The organism is Rhizobium binxianense, from assembly GCF_028994275.1.
Taxonomy (GTDB): Bacteria; Pseudomonadota; Alphaproteobacteria; order Rhizobiales; family Rhizobiaceae; genus Rhizobium; species Rhizobium binxianense.
Map to the genome: position 1 here is coordinate 271,446 of NZ_CP118713.1, position 17,256 is coordinate 288,701.

The window sequence follows — 17,256 nt, forward strand, 5'->3', positions numbered from 1 at the left end:
CGCCTCGCTTCATCAGCAGCAATAGGCAATCGAACTTGGGGTCTGGAGGAGTGGAATGAAGGCTGTACGCTTGGAGTCGATCGGGTCCTTGACCATGCGCAGCGTCGAAAAACCGGTTGCCGGGCCGGGCGAGCTGCTTGTCCGGGTTGCAGCCGCCGGCATCTGCGGTTCCGACCGCCACATGTACAAGGGCGAGTATCCGACAGCGATCCCCGTCACGCTGGGCCACGAATTCAGCGGCATCGTCGAAGAGATCGGCGATGGTGTGACACGGTTTACCGGCGGCGAGCTGGTGACGGTCGACCCGAATATAGCCTGCGGCACCTGTCCGGCTTGCACGCGGGCGCGACCGAACCTGTGTGAGAGGCTGACCGCCATCGGCGTGACACGGGACGGCGGCTTTGCCGAATATGTGGCGGTGCCGCACGCGCAGGCCTTCGTCCTGCCGGCCGACCTCGATCCCGTTCACGGGGCCTTCAGTGAACCGCTGGCCTGCTGTATCCACGCCATCGACAAGGCAAGGATCCGTCCGGGCGACAGCGTCGCCATCCTTGGCGGCGGCGTGATCGGCCTGCTGATGGTGCAACTGGCCCGCCTGGCCGGGGCAGGCGAGATCATTTTGATCACGCGGCAGCAATCGAGACGCCAAACCGCTCTGCGCCTGGGGGCGACGCACGCCTTCGACCCCGCCTCTTCGGACACGATCGCGTCCGTTCGAGAGGTCACCAAAGGTGGCGCCGACGTGGTCATCGAGTGCGTCGGCGTCAGCGACACGCTTCAAAGCGGTCTGAAAATGGCGCGGCGCGGTGGTGCCTTCGTGCTTTTCGGGGTGACGCCGGCCGGTGTCGAGGTGCCGGTTCTGCCCTTCGATCTGCTGGTCAATGAAGTCGATATCAGGCCGGCCTACCTCAACCCCTTCACCCATTCGCGCGCTGCGGCAATGGTCGCGAGCGGGGCATTGGAACTGGACGCACTGGTCACCAGAACCATCGGTCTCGAGGAGGTCGCCGAGGTGGTGGGCAATGCACCATTGCCGGGCGAGATCAAGGTCATCGTCCGGCCTTAGCCTCGGTTGCGGACGGGGCCGGTGGAATCACGCTCGATCAGCGTGACCGGCACTTTGACGATCGCACCCCGCCGGGATTCGTCCCCTGTCTGGTGCTCGTCGATCAGCGCTTCCAGCAACCGGGCGGCCTGCTGCCCGACATCGCGGATCGGCTGTGCGACCGTTGTCAGCCGCGGAAAGACATAGGCGGCCTCCGGCAGATCGTCGAAGCCGACGACCGAATAGTCGTTCGGAACGGAAAATCCGCGATCCTGGATGGCATGGATGGCGGCAATCGCCGAAATGTCGGTCGTGCCGATGATCGCGGTGATATCCGGCCGGAACGCCAGCAATTCCCGCGCCAGCCGGTAGGTTTCGGCAAAGCTGTGCTCTTCCGCCATCGCCACGATCGCCGGCGCGATGCCGTTTCCAGCCATTTCCGCCGTGATGCCCTGAAGGCGAAGTTGGATCGGCTGGCTGTGTGCCGGCGCGCCGACGATGGCGATCGCTTGGTGGCCGAGACCGATCAGATGGCGCGCCATCAGCCGCCCGCCTTCTTCATGATCGGCCATGACAGCCTCGTCGGCGATGCCGTTCAGTTCGCGGTCGATGGCGATGATCGGAATGCGGGCGTCCCGCAGCACCCCGAAATGCTCGATGCTGCCGAAGGCGCTGGCGACGATGACGCCGTCGACGCGCTGAGCGAGCAGCATGGAGATATAGCGCGCCTCGTGGTCCATATTTTCCGCCGTGCTGCAGATCAGCGTCTGATAGCCGTGCTGGAACAATTCCTGTTCGATGGCATGGGCCAGGATGCCGAAGAAAGGCACGTCGATCGACGGCAGCATCAGCCCGATCATCCGGCTTGGCGCACCGCGCAGCATGCGCGCGCCCTTGCTGGGCGTGTAGTTCAGCGTTCGGATCGCCGCCTCGACCCGGTCACGGAGCTCAGGCGAGGCGTAACCGCTGTTGTTGAGCACGCGCGAGACCGAAGAGACCGACGTTCCTGCAAGTTTGGCGATATGTCTGATGCTGGTCGTCACGTGTTCGCATTTCTTTCGGGCGGTCGAATAAGGCGGACTGCTGCAGTTCACATCTAGATCACTAGCGGGGCGCCGCATCAAGCGCGCGACGTCACACCGGCGCTCTTCGGACTGATGGTTATCCGGCCTTGATCGACAAGGTCCGCCTTGAAAGCTACAGGATAGGTGCTTGATCGATAGCGGCACCTTGGGCGGACACATGATGAACGACACGGTCATCCTTTTTCACGGTATTGCCCGGACCAGAAAAAGCATGCAGAAGCTCGCCAACTTCCTGTCCGGCCACGGGTTTCGGGTCGTCAATGTCGGCTACCCCTCCACCCGGTTTTCGATCGGCGACCTCGTCGACTTCGTTCGGCCGGAGATCGACGGTGCTGCGAAGGAAGCAGGCGACGGCCGTGTCCATTTCGTCGGTTATTCGATGGGCGGGCTGATCATCCGGGCTTTTCTCAGGAACGATCGCCCATCCAACCTCGGCAGGGTGGTCATGGTCGGAACGCCGAACAACGGCAGTCAGGTTGCCGATTTCCTCAAGGGCTGGCCGCTATACAGGAAATTCTATGGACCGGCGGGACAGCAGCTGACGACCGATCAAACGGCCATGACCCAGCTGTTTGGCACGGTCGATTACGAACTCGGCATCATCGCCGGCAATCGGACCATTGACCCGGTCTCTTCCTTTATCATCGGTCTCAGGGTGCCGAATGATGGAAAGGTGTCGGTGGAGAGCACCCGTCTCGACGGCGCGGCGGCGCATATCGTCATCGCAGCCAACCACACGTTCTTACCCGTCAACAGAACGATGTGGAAAGAGACCCTGTCGTTTCTGAAAGATGGGCGGTTTACGGAATGACCAGGGCTTGCTTAACTCTTGAAATCAGAACGCGGGAGCCGTCAGCGGTGAAGTGCCCATAGTCGAATTGGACTGGGTCTCCGCCTTTTGTCCACACCACACAATCCGGGTTGCACATCGTCTTATAAGTGGAGATGTATGTTGCTCCGCTTCCGGCCAAGGCGTCTTGAATGTCCAGACCGATATGTTGTCGAGGCACCAGATGATCGGCGGCTTTAAAGGGTTGCTTCTCGTAGAGACTGTGTGCGAGCAACCGTGGTAGGGAAGATTTATATTCTGCCACCGGTCCGAAGACGACGACCTTTTTGGCAAAGGGTGACAGGTAATCCACCGTCTTTCTGATGAGTTTCACGTCATCTTTTGTCCAGCGCCCAGCCAATATGAGAACATCGACTTTATGACTCGGCAAGAACTCCTTGAACATGTAGTTCATGAGTTCGATGCAGCGTTCTTCGCCTTCGGTGTCGAGAGTAGGACGACATCCTGATGCGTTCGCCTGAATGACATTGGCCCCCGTAAGCGTCCTCAGCCCAGGATATAAATGAGCGGCGTGACTATCACCGACGAGCGCAATGTTTTGCTGATTCTTTGATAGAGCCAGGCAGGCATCACGATCGTATTTTTCGATGCCGTCGTTTGACGTGAGGAAGCATTGTCCACTGCGAAAGGCTTTCGAAGGGTCGTAGTCCGCAAATTCCGCCACACGCTCAACGACCGTGTTGTCCTCTTTCATTTGTTCGGCAGCGAGTTGCCCGACAAATGCCAGCATGGCTACGGATGCGATTGAAGCAGCCCCGGCGGCAACGGACACGGCAGGTCGGTATCTCATCGTTCGGAACGGCGTTTCGACAAACCGCCACGAAACATATGCGACGACGAAACTCAAAGCGACTGGCACCAACTGCCAGCCGTGGTCCCACGCCCCATACTGGTTCGAAAATACCCAAATCGGCCAATGCCACAGATAGAGGGAGTAGGAGATCAAGCCTATGGAGGTGGCGACCCTCAATGAGAGAAGCTTGCTGACAACGGTGCTTGGGCCTGTCCAGATGATCAGCGCCGTGCCTGCGGTGGCGGGCAACGCCGTCAATCCGGGAAACTCCGACGTCTTTGATAGCAGCAATGCGCTGAGGCAGATCAGCAAAGCACCGATTGCCGAAAGCACATGGTTGACCCGAGCATCAGCGAATTTCGTCAATGCCGGTCCTGCGATGAGAGAGCCTACGAGCAGTTCCCACGCGCGATACTGCACAAGATAAAAGGCTGCGGAGCGATTGATTGGAACGGTGATAATGGAGGCAATGATGCTGACCGCAAAAAGCCCCGCTATGGCCATCCCGGTTGCCCTGCGCCCATATCGGCTAGCCAACATGACGATCAGGGGAAAAAAGACGTAGAACTGCTCTTCGACCGACAACGACCATGTGTGCAGGACTGGATTGAATTCCGCGGAATCATCGAAATATCCAGTTGTAAAATAGAAGTAGGCATTTGAAGCAAAAAGCGCGGAGGACGTCACGGATTTGAAAACCCGCAAGCTTTCGTCAGGCAGCATCGTAAAATAGGAAGCCGCCATCACAAAAGCATACATGACCACGACAGCGGGAAGAATTCGTTTTGCTCGGCGACTATAAAAGTTGCCGATCGAGAATCGGCCATCGCTCACGTCGGCAAGAATGATTTTCGTAATCAGATATCCCGATATCACGAAGAAAATGTCCACCCCGATAAATCCGCCGGGGAGAATGCGATCAAATCCACAGTGATAAAGAATCACGAAAATTACGGCTACGGCACGCAGGCCGTCGATATCTTGACGATGCGTAATCATTTTTTGGCCTCGATTTGGCCTCCCAGAACTTCGTACCGCGAGACCCTTCAAGATGCAACCGACATCAGGGTAAAATGAAAATAACTCGCCTTAGACGGGTTTCCGGCCATGGCGAGAGACGACCTCTGGAGTCAGCGCAGCGGCCGCAAGGTCGGGGTTTTCGGGGTACTGCTATTTTACCATTCGTCCGATGAAGCCGGCGACAAGGAGAGCGATATCAATCCGCTTCTCATTGCGACAGGGATTCAATTAAAGGGCACATTTTACAGCTGCCTTTCAACGGTTCCACGACTCAGGCCATAGAGCCTGACGGGTGATTTAACATTGACTGCTGAAACGCAGCGCGGCATTGCCAGGATGGCTTGCAGGCCAAATTGGGCGAAGGTGTGACCGGCAGATGCCGGCAAGCGCTCCAAGGTCGGAGCGCACGGATGGACAGACAGTTCCGGCCGATGGGCCGAACCCGATAAAACGCAAGCACAGGCATGATTTGCGCGATACGGATTGCCGGCACGGCAGGGTCTATCGACATGGTTTTCCCAGCGGTCGTTCAGGCTAAGATAATTTTCCGATATTCAAACATCCGCCACACGATCCCTCATTACTATGAACTGCAACCGTATCGAATGGAGATCCGATGACCGCCATCTTGCGAAAGAAAATTCACGGTGCATCCACCCGGGGGCAGGTCATCGACGGCGCCGAGGACATCGGCCTCGCCTATCAGGTGTTTTCCGATACGGTGATCGAAGATGTGATCGTCAAGAATTCTCCCCGCGGCTTCAAATTTCACAATGGCAGGAATCTCGTCATAAGGCGCTGCGAGACCGAGAATGTACGCGGTGACGGCATTTACCTTACGATGACGTCGGACGTGTTGCTGGAGAACAACCGCGTCGGCGCGGCGCCCGGCCAGGGGGCGGATTGTTGTCAATTCGCCTACGAAAACGACGACCGCAATGTGAGCTCCAATGTGGTCATCCGGGGCAATCTTTTTCTTCAGTCGCCGACCAGCACATCCAACAAGGGGGCGCTGGTTTGCGGCAGAACGCGACAATACCGCGTTGAATATAATTTCATTGGGGGGAAAAATTTCTCCTTTTCATCGATCGGGGACGATGCCGTCGTGCGCAGCAACGTCATGCGCGACGGGAGGATGAACGATTATTCCTTCGGCTACGGAATTGGCGATCAAGCCGGCCATGCCGGCCACCATGTTTATGACAACAGGATCGAGAACAGCAATCGCGGCGTGAGTTTGAGCGGTTACTCGGACCAAAGCCTGGCATTTCGCAAAGACATGAACATCCACGATAACGTGATCAGCGAATGTGAGATCGGTTTTTTCGCCAATCGGCCTTGGTCCGGAAGCTTTCGACGCAACATTTTCCTGCGGTGCAAGCAGGACATCGTTCTGAAGGGAAACGGCGAGGCAACGGCGGGGGAAGTCGACGGCAACTATCTCAACGACGGCAGCTTTCTGAACGTCACGCCGCCGCCGCTTCGCGTCAAACCCGACGGAAAGGTTTCCGTTTCCTCCGGCGAATGGACATCAGAGCCCGACGAGATCCGCATCCAGTGGCGTGACAAGGGGATCGACATTCCCGGCGCCAACCGGCCCTCCATTGCGATCGAACCCGGCATGGAATTGTCATGCGTCTTGCTGGCCCGCAAGGAGCAGAATTGGATGCTGGCGATTGCCGAGACGGCCTATGACGATTTCACACCGCGTGCATGGCAAGAAAGCATGCTGCCTTGGCAAAAACGCTATCTCTCGACTTAATCGCCCGCTGAGACCAGCGGAGCGCCCGTCAAGCCTCCGCGTCTCAAGCCTCACGCGGTCTCCGGTTTGCCAACAGCTTCGGACGCAGCTCGGAGAGTGCAATCACAGTGTGTGGCCAGAGAATAAAAGGTGCGAGCATCATCCCGGCCTCTGTCATCGATCCAAGCATGATCAGGATGACGATCACGATTTCCTTTCGTCTGGCGCCCGATTGCTCTTGATCGGCTTCGACGATTGTCATCTTCCGGAACAGACGGGTCACCAAAAACACGACCCATGCACTGACACCGGGAATGCCGATATTGAGGGCAAGTTCGAGATAGGTGTTGTGCGTCGACCGGGCGTCGAACGTCACCTTGACATATTCCTCCATGACGTCTGGCTGGCGGAACATCGCAAAGCCATAGCCGGTTATCGGCCTATCCCATATCAGCGGAAACAGCTGTTCCCAGATGTTGGTGCGTCCCGAGAAAGTAAGGTCTTTGCCGAAAGCTTCAGCAACGGCGGAGGCCACGCCTAAATAAATGAAACTGGCGCCGAAACCCACAAGAAGAAACAGCAAAGCGACGACAAATGAGCGAAAAAGGCGATTTGGATAGACGTGGATAATCCGGATAGCATACAGCATGATACTGCCGAACATCGTCAATACAACCGCTGTCGAGGACTTTGTCGCTACAATCAAAGCGAGGAGGCAAAGCATCGCAGCCCATCGTACCAGCGTGCTGTAACGAAGCCGGCCCAGCTTCTGCGTTGACAACAGACAAACAAAGCTGACCGAGCAAAACTGTCCCAACGTATTCTTGTGGTAAAACGCCCCCTTTACCATGCCGGCATAGCTGCCGCGCATGATGGCGAATTGCGGGAAAGCGGCGGTATAGAGAACGTTGATGAATGCAGCCGCGATCGCAAAACGTCCCAGGATGCGAAAGGCTTCCACATTGCCGTACCGCGCGCGAAACAGAAGCGGTGGGACCGCGAGAACGATGACGGCGGCCAATCCCTTGAGAGACGCACCTTTGTCAATCGAGAAGACGATTGATGTCAGACAGGAAATGGCAACGACCCCGATGAGAGGTGAAATCCTCGAAAAGGTCCTTATGAATTGCCGCTGTTCCAACAGAAAATACAAACCCGACAATGGGATAAGGCTGTAAAGCATTAACTTCATCGGAAGCGGGTCTACCGCCGCGCCATCATCGAAATTTGCCGGCAGGCCGTACCACATGCCGGTCGCCCGCCAAAGCGCGGCGTAAAATGCGACAGTAAGAACCAGCTTCGCCAGCACGTCCCGTCTGACGCGCCATCTGGAAGCAGTCCGCCGGCGGTGGCTGCCCTGATAATAGTCTCGTGCTATAGACGCGTCTTGTATCGCCATTAAGAGCTCTTCTATCTCATGTTCGGGGATGTTCCTATTCGAAATAGGACTGAGCCAAAATTACAATTTACCTCTGTTGGACTCTGTATGCGGTATCGAAATCATCGACACTGATTTCCGTCTACGACCCATCAGAAACGTTACGGTTCGATCGGTTGACCACTCCCACAATCCAAAACAGCCGACACGCAGCTCTTCCTGCAGTGCATGGTCTTTGCCAAATTAGTGAACTGGATCAATTAGTTATTGCTTCAGTTCCTGCTTGAGCCCGCCATGCGGCGTCACTCTAAGCCATATCATTCGTCGAATCCAGTTTGCTGAACCTTCCAATATGTCGCGCCCGCTGGTCCAACCCACAGGCCGGCGCGATCGCACTCCTGCCGCGCCAGCCGGCACGTTGGCTGCTGTCGTCAATCGAAACCTCATTCAGTTCCCGGAACCAAACACCGAATCCGCCGTTGATAACAATGCCCAACCGTGTCCGGGAGGCAGGACAGACATGGCGCGTCAGACATTCTGGAAAGGTTATCTCAAGCTCTCGCTCGTCACCGCCGCCGTCTCGCTGACGCCGGCGACGACCGAAAGCAACAAAGTGCGTTTCCATGTGCTCAATCGCCAGACGAAGAACCGCGTCGAAAGCCGCTATGTCGACAGCGTCACCCATAAGCCGGTGGCCGATCGGGACCAGGTGAAAGGTTATCCGCGCGGCGAGGACGACTATGTTCTGCTCGAAGACGAGGAGATCGAGGAGGTCGGGCTCGAAAGCACCCGCACCATCCATATCGACACATTCGTACCGCGCGGCTCGATCGATTGGATCTGGTACGACAAACCGCATTTTCTGGCCCCCGAGGACAAGGTCGGGGTGGAAGCCTTCTGCGTCATCCGCGAGGCGATGAAGGCGAATGATGTGGTCGGTATCGCCAGGCTGGTGCTCTATCGTCGCGAGCGTGCCGTGCTCTTGGAACCGCAGGGCAAGGGCATCGTTCTCTGGACCCTGCGTTATGGCGACGAGGTGCGCGAACCGGTGGCCGAGCTCGACGGCAAGGCGGAGATCGACAGCAAGCTGCTGACACTGATGACGCAGCTGGTGAAGGAAGAGACGAAAGATTGGAGCCCGGCCATGGTGCAGGATCCGATCCAGAAGCGCCTGAAGTCGATGATCCGCGGCAAGCAGAAGAGCCTGAAGAAGGCAGCGCCGGCGAAAAAACCCGCACCGGTGAAATCGACCGGCAACGTCATCAATATCATGGATGCGCTGAAAAAGAGCCTGGCCGCGGAGGGCGAGCGGAAGCCGCCGCGTTAAGAACGGTCAATCTTCTCTTCTTCTCCAACGATTTTGCCGCCGCGAAAAAACCGTCCCGGCGATTTCTCGGCAAGGCATCGAGCGGTTTCCAGAGCCCTCTCAGCCCGCCTTTTTGCTGGGGCTGTCGCTGCGCGCCGGCGCCTTCTTCGGTGCCGGCGGCTTTGCCGAGCTCTTGCCGCTCATGCCGGCGCTTTGGCGCAGTGCTTCCATCAGGTCGACGACCTTGCGTTCCGGCGGCTGTTTCTTCTTCGGCGGTGCCCGGCCCTCGATCTTCGCCTTCACCAGTTCGACGAGGGCAGCCTCATAGCGATCCACATATTCGCTCGGTTCGAAACTGCCCTGCTTGGTGCCGATGATATGGCCGGCAAGGGCGATCATCTCCTTGTCGAACTTGATGTCGGGAATGTCCTTGAAGACGGTATCAGCCGAACGCACCTCATAGTCGAAGTTCAGCATCGTCGCGACGATACAGTCGTCATGCGGACGGATCAGCAGCGTCCGGTTGCGCCGGAACAGCACGGCTTCGGCGAGTGCTGCGACCTTGCCGTCACGCATGCCCCTGGCAATCAGCAGCAGCGCCTCTTCGTCATGTTCGTCGACCGGGGCGAGGTAATAAGGCCGGTCGAAATAAAGCTTGTCGATATCATTGTAGCCGATGAAAGCCTTGATATTGAGCACCTTGTCGCTTTCCGGCATGAGTTGCGCGATCTCGTCGCCCTCGATGACGAGGTAATCGCCATTCTCCATCTGGTAGCCCTTGACCTGGTCGTCCCGTTCGACCGGTTTGCCGGTCTCGCTGTCGACGAATTGCCGTTCCACCCGATGGCCGGTCTTGCGGTTGATGATATTGAAGGAGACGCGGTCGGAAGAGGAAATGGCGGTGTAAAGCCCGACGGCGCAGGCAAGGTCGCCCACCTTCAGATGACCCTTCCAGCTTGCCCGCGCGGCCATTCCATCCTCCGTCGCAAATCAGAGCCGACTGTTGCTCTTGTCGGTTTCGAGTTCCTGGAATGCCCAGCCGCGGCCATCGGGCGCGGGATAAGCAAGCAGCGCGTCGCCATCGCCGATCTTCTGACGCGACGCGGCGTCCTTGGCGTGAACGATCGCTTCATCCGCCGTCGCATAGGTTTCCGACAGCGTGTCGCCGAGCTTATAGGCCCAGCCATTGTCATGCGGCACGACCTGATAGGTGATATCGGCCATTTCGAATCTCCTCTTCTCAATGAGATAGGGAGCATGACGGCGTCGCCATCATACTCTAATTCCGAATTGTTTTGCGCCGCTCGTCCAGCGCGATGATCTTCTCCACCGAGGCGATATCCTCGCTGGTGACGACGGGAACCGGATCGGCGGCAATCGCCTCCAGCACCTCCTGCGAGACGGCACCGTTGCGGATCGCCCATTCCAGCGTCTCGCGTGTTTCCCGCTCGGCCTTCAGCTGTGCATAGAGCGCGACGATCAGCCGATCGCGGGCGTCCATGCGCCCGCCCTGGCGATCTATTCTGCGGACCTGCACCATCGCAATCCACCTTTGTCACTGTTTCGTTCAGGTGTAATCAACTGCTGACGGATGGAAAGGTTCCGAAACCGGCGGGCAGCCGTTGCCCGGTGCGGCGCCGGGCGGAAATTGCCATCTGCAGAATGTTCACGAGAGGATTTCATCATGGTCGATCTTAAGGCCCGTCCCCGCCCGACCGGCGCCACCGCCGTTCTCGGCCGCACCGGTTTTCCGCATGTCACCTCCGCCACCAAGGGCGAGATCGATATCGTCACGTCGCCGTCGCAGCCGGGCTTCAACCCCCTCGACCTGCTCTATTCCTCGCTGTCTGCCTGCCTCGTGCTCAGCGCCCGCATGGCCGCCAGCCAGATGGGCATTCTCGACAAGATCAGCGAGATCACCGCCGACGTCACCGGCGAGAAGGCGACGGAGGGCCTTTCGCGCGTTGCCAGGTTCAACATCGCCTTCTCGATCAAGGGTGATATCGATGAGGAAAGCCGGCGCAAGATCGTCCATGCCGCGGAGGATGAGATCTGCACGGTGAGCAATACAATCCGCGGCAACCCCGATTTTTCGACAACGATATCGGGATAAGCCTATAAAAATTATAGACAATGGTGGCGGAAGGATTGCGCGGCCGCTGCCCGGCTTCTATGCTTCCGGCATCGAAAGCAATGATCCCGGCCGCCATGCATTCCAAGCCATCTCCGACGTTCGAACCGCCCGTCGTCGCCATCATCGGCGGCGGTGTCTCCGGCGCAGGTGTCGCCTATCATCTCGGCCGAACGAGCCGCGGCGAGCGTCCCGTCATCCTGGTCTTCGAGCCGCGCGCCGAGCTCGGCCGCGGCCTTGCCTATGACACGACAGATCCGGCCCATCGCATCAATGTTCCAGCCGCCAAGATGAGCCTGCAGCCCGACGACATCGGCGAATTCCAGGCCTGGATCGAAGCCCGCGACGCCGTCGCCGACGACCCCGACGCAAAACGACCCGATGGCTCGCTCTTCCCGCGGCGTCGGCTGTTCGGCGATTACGTCTCCTCCCTGCTGAAACCGTTGCTGGAGGATGGGGACGTGCGTCATCGCCGCGCTGCCGTGACCAGCGTTGAGCGCCATGCCGGCCGCTGGACGATCCGCGACGATAAAGGCGGCGTCACTGAGGCCGATATCGTTGCGATCGCCACCAGCCACCCGCCGCCCGCAGCCCCCGGCCGGCTTGCGAGCCGGCTTGAAGCCCATCCCCGTTTCGTCGCCGATACCACCAAGCCGGGCGCGCTCGATGTGATCCGCCCGCATGACCGGGTATTGGTCATCGGCAACGGCCTGACGGCGGCCGATGTCATCGCCTCGCTGGCTGAACGCGGGCATGACGGTCCGGTGACATCAATCTCGCGCCGTGGCCTGCGGTCGCGTGGGCATGCGCCGGTGCCGCAGCCGCTCTTCGGCGATTTCCTCTCCGATACGGCTCCGTCTGCCGTGTCGCTGCTGGCAGCGATCCGCACCGCCATAAAAGCGGCGAAGGCTGAGGGCATCAGCTGGCACGGCGTGATCGACCAGGTGCGGGCGCAGGGATATGATCTCTGGCAAGCGCTGCCGGTTGCCGAACGCCGCCGCCTCGTCCGCCATCTGCGTCCCTATTGGGACGTGCACCGTTTCCGAATCGCGCCGCAGGTCGAGGCGGTGCTCGACACGGCGGTTGCTGCCGACCGCCTCGAGATTCTCGCCGGCTCGGTCGCCGATGCGCGCATCGAAGGCGAGCGCATCGTCTGTGCCCTGCAGCCGCGCCATCAGCGCCAGCCGCTGGAGCGGAGTTATGACGCCGTCGTCGTCACCACCGGCCCGGCCCATGGCGGCATTCTCGAAACCCAGCCCTGGCTCGCGGCATTGGCTGCAAGCGGCCACCTGTCGCTTGATCCCACAGGCCTCGGCTTTGCCTGCACCGAGCGCTCGGAGGCGATCGGCCCATCCGGAAAGGCAGATCCTTCGCTGCTGATCTCCGGCCCTTTGGCGCGCGGTACGTTCGGCGAACTGATGGGCCTGCCGCAGGTGACCGAGCATGCCTTCTTCGTCGCCACCGAGATCGCCGGGAAGCTGCGGGTGAACGCGACCGGAGCAATTCCAGAAGTGTAAAGCGGTTTTCCCAGGCAAAACGCGAAGCGCTTTTGCCGGCAATTGTAAGAACAAAGTTTGAAGCGGTTCTAAAGCTGAACCGTTCCAAACACGCATCCGGCTTGATCTTATATTCGGATGTCGCTTGGCGGCTGTCGCCGGCGATCGACTTCTGATACGCACGCGGCAGCCCATATCCATCGCCCTGTTTTCGGGCGACCAAGAATATCGAGATCATGTCGCAGCCTGCCTCCACCCTTTCCGAAGCCTCGCCTTCCAACCGCTTCCCCCTGGCGGCGCTCATTCTCGGCGGGGCGGCGATCGGCGGCTCGCCGATCTTCGTCCGGCTTTCCGAGGTCGGGCCGATGGCGACGGCCTTCTGGCGGGTGGCGCTGGCGCTGATCCCGATCGTCATCGTCTCGCTGATGAAGAAGGAGAGGGGGCCGAAGCCGCAGCACCTGTCCGACTACGGCCTGCTCATCCTTCCGGGCGTCATGCTGTCGCTCGATCTCGCCGCCTGGCACCTTTCGATCACGATGACGTCAGTCGCCAATGCGACGCTGCTCGCCAACCTTGCGCCTGTTTTCGTCACCGTGATCGCCTTTCTCTTTTTCAAAGCGCGGATCAGCCGCGTCTTCCTGCTCGGGCTTGCCTTGGCGCTGGCCGGCGTCATCGTCTTGAAAGGCGGACCGGCAGCGATCGGCAACGGCGACCTTCACGGCGACGGCCTGGCGACAACAGCCGCCTTCTTCTATGCCTGCTACATCCTTGCGCTCGGCAGCCTGCGCAGCCGGTTCGATACGACGCGAATCATGCTGTGGAGCACGGCGTCGGCTGCCATCTGCATCTTTCCGGTCGCCTTCTTCATTGAGGGCCACATGCTGCCGATGACCGTCTATGGCTGGTCGATGGTCTTCGGCCTCGCCTTTATCAGCCATGCCGGCGGGCAGGCGGCGATCACCTATGCGCTGGCCTATCTGCCGCCGGCCTTTTCCTCATTGACGCTGCTGCTGCAGCCGGTCGTCGCCGCCATCCTCGCCTGGGCGCTGCTCAACGAGGCGATCGGCACGATGCAGGCGCTGGGCGGCGCCGTCGTCCTTGCCGGGATCATGGTTGCCCGAACGTCTCGCTCTTCGGCTTAGTCGCTTGCTGCTCCAGCGGTGGTGGATCGTCGCCCATTCTCTGGAGCAACCACTTCTGGATGATCGGCACATCGGCATCGCCGAGATCATGGCCGCCGGGAATGACGTCGGAATCGACGGTGGCGCCCGAACTCTTCAGCCGCTCTTCCAGCTCGCTCGCATATTTGCCGTAGGCATCCGTCTTGCCGCTGATGACGAGCAGATCCGTGCCCTTCAGATCGGCATGCGGATAGTCGCTGAGAACAGGCATGGAGCGCAGCAGCACCGCCTTGTGAACCAGGTTCGGGTGCAGGTAGAGCAGCGAGTTCAGCAGGTTGGCGCCATTGGAGTAACCGACATAGACGACCTTCTGCGGATCGAGCCCGTAGGATTTGACGGCACCCTCGATGAAGGCTGCGAAGGCTTCCGCTTCGGTCTTGATGTCGGTTTGGTCGAAGGAGAAGGGGGTGATGCGCTTGTACCAGCGCGGAAAACCTTCCTCCGTCGCCCGGCCGCGCACGCCGAGCAGCGTCGCCCGCGGCGCCGCCTTGTTCAAGAGCGGCATCAGCGTCGTCTCATTGCCGCCGGAGCCGTGCAGCAGCACGAAGACGCTGCCGTCGGGATCCGGGGGCGTATAGAAGCGATGGACGAAAGGCAGCTCGCGATAATTGATGCGCGGCTGGCCGGGCATTGAAAATTGCGGCAGCACCACCTTCAGGTCATGGAGATTGGTGATGGCTTCGGGCGGTGCGAACAGCTTCGTCCCGAGCGCGGCATGTTCTTCATCGACGGCCATGCCCGGCTTGTCGGTAGCAAGCTCCACCAGCGTGCCGCCAGGCTCGCGGGCGTAAAGCGAGCGGAAATATTTGCGGTCGTGCATATTGGTCGGCGATGCATCGGTGGCTTCGAGCGCCTTGCGGACGGACAGCAGCGTCTCCTCATCGGGCGCGCGGAAGGCGACGTGATCGACCGAGCCGGTGCCCGGCGCACCGGACCAGAAGCCGCGGGCATCGCGCACGTCGATGACGTCGCCGGATTGCGAAACCAGCCTGTCGATCGTGCCGCGGTTGGCCTGGAAGCGATAGCCGAAATGGCGCTCGAGGAAGCCGCGGCTCTCGGCGGGCCTCTCCGTCAGCATAGTTGCACCGCGCACCCGCTGGATGGCGTGCTCGACCGGGATCGAGGCGCCGTCCCAGACGGCCGGGGATGTCAGAGCCTTTGCGCCTGCGAGCTTGAGGATGATGTTGTCGGGGTCCTTCAGCCGGAGCACCGGTTCGCCGAATTCGTCGGCCGGCCCTTCCGAGCGCAGACCGAAGCTCATGGCGCGCGTCAGCCAGTAGCCGATGCTCGCAGGGTCGATCGACAGTGATATTTCGCTGATCTGGCCGTAGCCGGCCCGGCCGGGCGCGCCATCTTCCCAGGCGAGGAAGGTCAGGAGCGAACCCGGCGTGCCCGCCGCATCGCCGTAGAAGAGATGCAGTTGAGTCGCGTCCTCGTAACCGGCCGTCTGCTTGACAAGCCGCATGCCGAGAAAGCCTGCGTAAAAATCCACGTTCGCCTGCACTTTTCGAGTGACGGCGGTGACGTGATGTATGCCTGATACCATCTGGAGCAGTCCTGATTGAAGCGGCGTCGTCAGGAGCGCGAGTATGAAAGCTGCGAAGGTCATACCGTTGCCAATGACCATCGCTTAGTTTTGTTCCGCACAAAGCGCAAGCGAATCGCCGCGCTGCAGCAGCTCCAAATGTTCGACATCTTCGAGCGCCTCTTCCAGTTGCTGCAGGGTCGGCGGCTTGACCATATAGGCGCGTGCGCCGAGATTTCGGGCCCGTCGCATGTCGGTCTCATCGCTTGAGGTGCTGAGAATGCAGACGGGAATTTGGCTGAGGCGGACATCGGCGGAAAGCGCATGCAGCACCTCGAAGCCGTCCATGATCGGCATGTTGATGTCGAGCAGCATCAGGTCGATCTGTGGCAGATCGGCGATGCCGGCGCGCTCTTCCAGCAGCCGCATCGCCTCGCGTCCGTTGGTAGCGACATGCAGGTTGAAATTCACCTTCTCCCGCCGCATCAGCTTGATCTTCAGAATCTGGATGTCGGCCGGGCTGTCTTCCACCAGCAGCACTTCGGCAAGCCTGCCGGGCCCTTCGCCCGGCTGCTCGGCGGGCTTGGCGCTGTGCGGCATGGCCGATACGGCCGGCGGCTCGGGCCTCGCCTCGGCGAGCGGCACGTCGACAATGAAAGTGGCGCCCGGCCCATTTTCCGCCTCGCACCAGATCGCGCCGCCATGCAGCTGCGCGATGCGGCGGCAGATGGCAAGGCCGAGCCCGGTGCCTTCGATGCCGCGGCCGACGAGACGCTTGAACGGCTGGAAGATCAGTTCGCGATGCTGAGGATCGATGCCAGGTCCGTTGTCACGCACGGTGAGACGGCACATGTCTCCATGCGCCTCGCCTGAGATCGTAACCTCGGGAATCTTCTGCTCGCAGTAGCGGACGGCATTCGACACGAGGTTCTGCAGGAGTTGGGTCAGCAGCGTCGCATCGCCCATCACCTCCGGCAGCGTCCCGCGGATGATGACGGCGCCGCGGCTTTCGGTCTGCTGGCGCAGATTGTCCTCCACCTGATTAAGCACATCGGAGAGCGAGACTGGCGTCAGCTCCGGCCCGCCGGAGGCCTCGAGTCTGGTGAAGCCCGAGACCTTGACGATCAGGTCTTCCATATGGTCGGCGGCGCTGAGCACGTAATCGAGCAGTTCCCGGTCTTCGGCCGGAAGCGCCGATGACCCGTGCAGGATGCGGCTGAAGGATTTGATCGTCCTGAGCGGCTCCTTCAGGTCATGGGCCATGGCCCGTGTGAAGATCTCAAGCGATTGCCGCTTCTGCTCCAGCTGTGCTTCCAGCATGCCGTGCATGATGGCGTTCTGGATGCAGCGGTGCAGTGTTTCCGGCGACAGCGAATCCTTTGTCAGATAGTCGCGCGCGCCGCTCTTCATCACCTCGACGGCGACGGTTTCGCTGCCCTGGCCAGTCAGCATGATGACGTTGGCGGCGGGATCGCGCTCCAGAATGTCGGCCAGCACGCCGAGCCCGTCGCGTCCCGGCAGCGAATAGTCGAGCAGAATGCAGTTCGGCCGTTTGCGGCTGTTCAGCGCCAGGCCCTCTTCACCCGTCTCCGCCTCCAGAACGGTATAGGCGGTGCTGGAGACGCGGCCCAATATGCGGCGATAGACCTCGCGATCGTCGATATTGTCGTCGATGATGAGAATGCTGCAGTCTTCCGCCAATCTG

At 60.0% G+C, this 17,256-nt stretch carries 15 protein-coding genes; 7 read left to right on the forward strand and 8 right to left on the reverse strand.

What is annotated here, in order from left to right:
• Positions 1 to 55 precede the first annotated feature (55 nt).
• Positions 56 to 1,066, forward strand: coding sequence for a zinc-dependent alcohol dehydrogenase family protein (locus tag PO860_RS01360; protein WP_275038025.1), 1,011 nt, complete (start codon positions 56 to 58; stop codon positions 1,064 to 1,066).
• Here the strand turns inward: PO860_RS01360 and PO860_RS01365 are convergent.
• Complete coding sequence (locus tag PO860_RS01365; protein WP_275033897.1) at positions 1,063 to 2,088, reverse strand: LacI family DNA-binding transcriptional regulator; 1,026 nt, start codon at positions 2,086 to 2,088, stop codon at positions 1,063 to 1,065. The genes PO860_RS01360 and PO860_RS01365 overlap by 4 nt on opposite strands.
• A gap of 202 nt (positions 2,089 to 2,290) precedes the next feature.
• Here PO860_RS01365 and PO860_RS01370 point away from each other — a divergent pair, with 202 nt between their 5' ends.
• A complete protein-coding gene (locus tag PO860_RS01370; protein WP_272783181.1) occupies positions 2,291 to 2,941 on the forward strand; it encodes an esterase/lipase family protein in 651 nt (216 codons plus the stop codon).
• Here PO860_RS01370 and PO860_RS01375 read toward each other — a convergent pair.
• Positions 2,931 to 4,772, reverse strand: a complete 1,842-nt coding sequence (locus PO860_RS01375) for an acyltransferase family protein (protein ID WP_272782927.1) — start codon at positions 4,770 to 4,772, stop codon at positions 2,931 to 2,933. The genes PO860_RS01370 and PO860_RS01375 overlap by 11 nt on opposite strands.
• Positions 4,773 to 5,409: 637 nt before the next feature.
• Between PO860_RS01375 and PO860_RS01380 the strand changes: the two genes are divergently transcribed.
• Positions 5,410 to 6,555, forward strand: coding sequence for a right-handed parallel beta-helix repeat-containing protein (locus PO860_RS01380; protein ID WP_272782928.1), 1,146 nt, complete (start codon positions 5,410 to 5,412; stop codon positions 6,553 to 6,555).
• A gap of 43 nt (positions 6,556 to 6,598) precedes the next feature.
• On the opposite strand, the gene PO860_RS01385 is transcribed toward PO860_RS01380, so the two are convergent.
• Positions 6,599 to 7,933, reverse strand: coding sequence for an O-antigen ligase family protein (locus PO860_RS01385; protein WP_183605656.1), 1,335 nt, complete (start codon positions 7,931 to 7,933; stop codon positions 6,599 to 6,601).
• 499 nt (positions 7,934 to 8,432) lie between these two features.
• Between PO860_RS01385 and ku (PO860_RS01390) the strand changes: the two genes are divergently transcribed.
• The gene (gene ku, locus PO860_RS01390) at positions 8,433 to 9,239 is read left to right on the forward strand and encodes a non-homologous end joining protein Ku (protein ID WP_275038026.1); all 807 of its coding nucleotides are present in this window, start codon (positions 8,433 to 8,435) and stop codon (positions 9,237 to 9,239) included.
• A gap of 99 nt (positions 9,240 to 9,338) precedes the next feature.
• Here the strand turns inward: ku (PO860_RS01390) and ku (PO860_RS01395) are convergent, their stop codons facing one another.
• From ku (PO860_RS01395) to PO860_RS01405, 3 genes are read right to left on the reverse strand one after another with little or no spacing between them, the layout of a single operon-like run.
• Positions 9,339 to 10,190 carry a non-homologous end joining protein Ku gene (gene ku, locus PO860_RS01395; RefSeq protein WP_275033903.1) on the reverse strand — a complete coding sequence of 284 codons (852 nt, stop codon included), beginning with the start codon at positions 10,188 to 10,190 and terminating at the stop codon, positions 9,339 to 9,341.
• A gap of 18 nt (positions 10,191 to 10,208) precedes the next feature.
• Complete coding sequence (locus tag PO860_RS01400; RefSeq protein ID WP_183605659.1) at positions 10,209 to 10,442, reverse strand: DUF2188 domain-containing protein; 234 nt, start codon at positions 10,440 to 10,442, stop codon at positions 10,209 to 10,211.
• Between the two features lie 55 nt (positions 10,443 to 10,497).
• A complete protein-coding gene (locus PO860_RS01405; protein WP_275038027.1) occupies positions 10,498 to 10,758 on the reverse strand; it encodes a hypothetical protein in 261 nt (86 codons plus the stop codon).
• A gap of 144 nt (positions 10,759 to 10,902) precedes the next feature.
• On the opposite strand from PO860_RS01405, the gene PO860_RS01410 reads away from it, so the two are divergent.
• From PO860_RS01410 to PO860_RS01420, 3 genes are all read left to right on the forward strand, one after another.
• Positions 10,903 to 11,331 (forward strand): OsmC family protein, encoded by a 429-nt coding sequence (locus tag PO860_RS01410; protein WP_183605660.1) that lies wholly within the window; start codon positions 10,903 to 10,905, stop codon positions 11,329 to 11,331.
• 80 nt (positions 11,332 to 11,411) lie between these two features.
• Positions 11,412 to 12,866, forward strand: coding sequence for an FAD/NAD(P)-binding protein (locus PO860_RS01415; RefSeq protein WP_275038028.1), 1,455 nt, complete (start codon positions 11,412 to 11,414; stop codon positions 12,864 to 12,866).
• Between the two features lie 215 nt (positions 12,867 to 13,081).
• Complete coding sequence (locus PO860_RS01420) at positions 13,082 to 13,987, forward strand: DMT family transporter (protein WP_275038029.1); 906 nt, start codon at positions 13,082 to 13,084, stop codon at positions 13,985 to 13,987.
• Here the strand turns inward: PO860_RS01420 and PO860_RS01425 are convergent.
• Both PO860_RS01425 and PO860_RS01430 read right to left on the reverse strand, forming a co-directional pair.
• Complete coding sequence (locus PO860_RS01425; protein WP_275038030.1) at positions 13,953 to 15,635, reverse strand: VOC family protein; 1,683 nt, start codon at positions 15,633 to 15,635, stop codon at positions 13,953 to 13,955. The two genes, PO860_RS01420 and PO860_RS01425, sit on opposite strands and share 35 nt — an antisense overlap.
• A 21-nt stretch (positions 15,636 to 15,656) precedes the next feature.
• Positions 15,657 to 17,252, reverse strand: a complete 1,596-nt coding sequence (locus tag PO860_RS01430; protein ID WP_275038031.1) for a response regulator — start codon at positions 17,250 to 17,252, stop codon at positions 15,657 to 15,659.
• Between the last annotated feature and the right edge of the window lie 4 nt (positions 17,253 to 17,256).